Origin of the sequence: Burkholderia sp. E168m23 (assembly GCF_016586125.1) — a bacterium.
GTDB classification, from domain to species: domain Bacteria; phylum Pseudomonadota; class Gammaproteobacteria; order Burkholderiales; family Burkholderiaceae; genus Burkholderia; species Burkholderia orbicola.
Genome location: NZ_BCPP01001533.1, coordinates 1 through 903 on the forward strand (window position 1 = coordinate 1; position 903 = coordinate 903).

The 903-nt window shown below is 66.9% G+C and carries 2 protein-coding genes; one reads left to right on the forward strand and one right to left on the reverse strand.

Annotated elements, in window-relative coordinates; genetic code table 11:
- Positions 1–470: TolC family protein (locus JMF90_RS38685; protein ID WP_201326509.1), on the forward strand; the 470-nt coding region annotated here is incomplete at its 5' end.
- A gap of 84 nt (positions 471–554) precedes the next feature.
- On the opposite strand, the gene JMF90_RS38690 is transcribed toward JMF90_RS38685, so the two are convergent.
- Positions 555–903: porin (locus tag JMF90_RS38690; RefSeq protein WP_201326510.1), on the reverse strand; the 349-nt coding region annotated here is incomplete at its 5' end.

Sequence of the window (903 nt, forward strand, 5' to 3'; positions counted from 1 at the left end):
GGCTCCGCGCGCCGAACGAGATCTGGTCGATCGGGCCCAGCCTCGCGCTGACGCTGTTCGACGGCGGCCGGCGCCAGGCGCTTACCGACCAGGCGCGCGCGCAACTGGCCGAGAACGGCGCGAAATACCGCGCGGTGGTGCTCGACGCGTGCCAGCAGGTGGAAGACAACCTCGCGCTCACGCATCACCTCGGCGACGAAGCCGATCGCGAACAGGAAGCGCTCGACGCGGCCGAACGCACGTTGCAGTTGTCGATGTCGCGCTATCGGGACGGCGTCGTCAGCTATCTCGACGTCGTGACGGCGCAGACCACCGAGCTCAATACGAAGATCGCGATGCTGGAGCTGGACACGCGTCGACAACTCGCGGCGGTGGGCTTGATCGCCGCGCTGGGCGGCGGATGGTCGACCGATGAAGCCCCACCCGGTACGCAGGCACCGGCCGCGACGATGGCTAGTTCAGCGAACTGAATCCCTTGCGACATGACGAGGCGTGTCGCATTTCAAGGCACCCGTCGCGATGACGGGTGCCGTTTTTTACATCAGCCCGGCCGCTCAGAACTTGTGACGGATACCGGCCGCGACGACGGCCTGACGATCGTTGCCTGACGCGGCCAGGTTGAAGATCCCCGCGTGGCCGAGCACCGCAACGCCGTCCGCACCCGTCACGCGCTGATACACGCCTTCCAGATAGAGGTCGGTGCGACGCGACAGCGCATAGTCGGCCTGCAGCATGAACTGGTTCCACTTCGGCGCGATGCCGCGGCCCGCATCGTCGAAGCGCCCCTGCGTGAACGTATAGGCGCCGCCCAGCGAGAGGGCCGGCGTGAGGAAGTAGCGCCCGTTCAGTTCGTAGTTGCTGAAGGTCAGCAACTGGCCGTTCACGCGGCCGTACGCGCCGCCC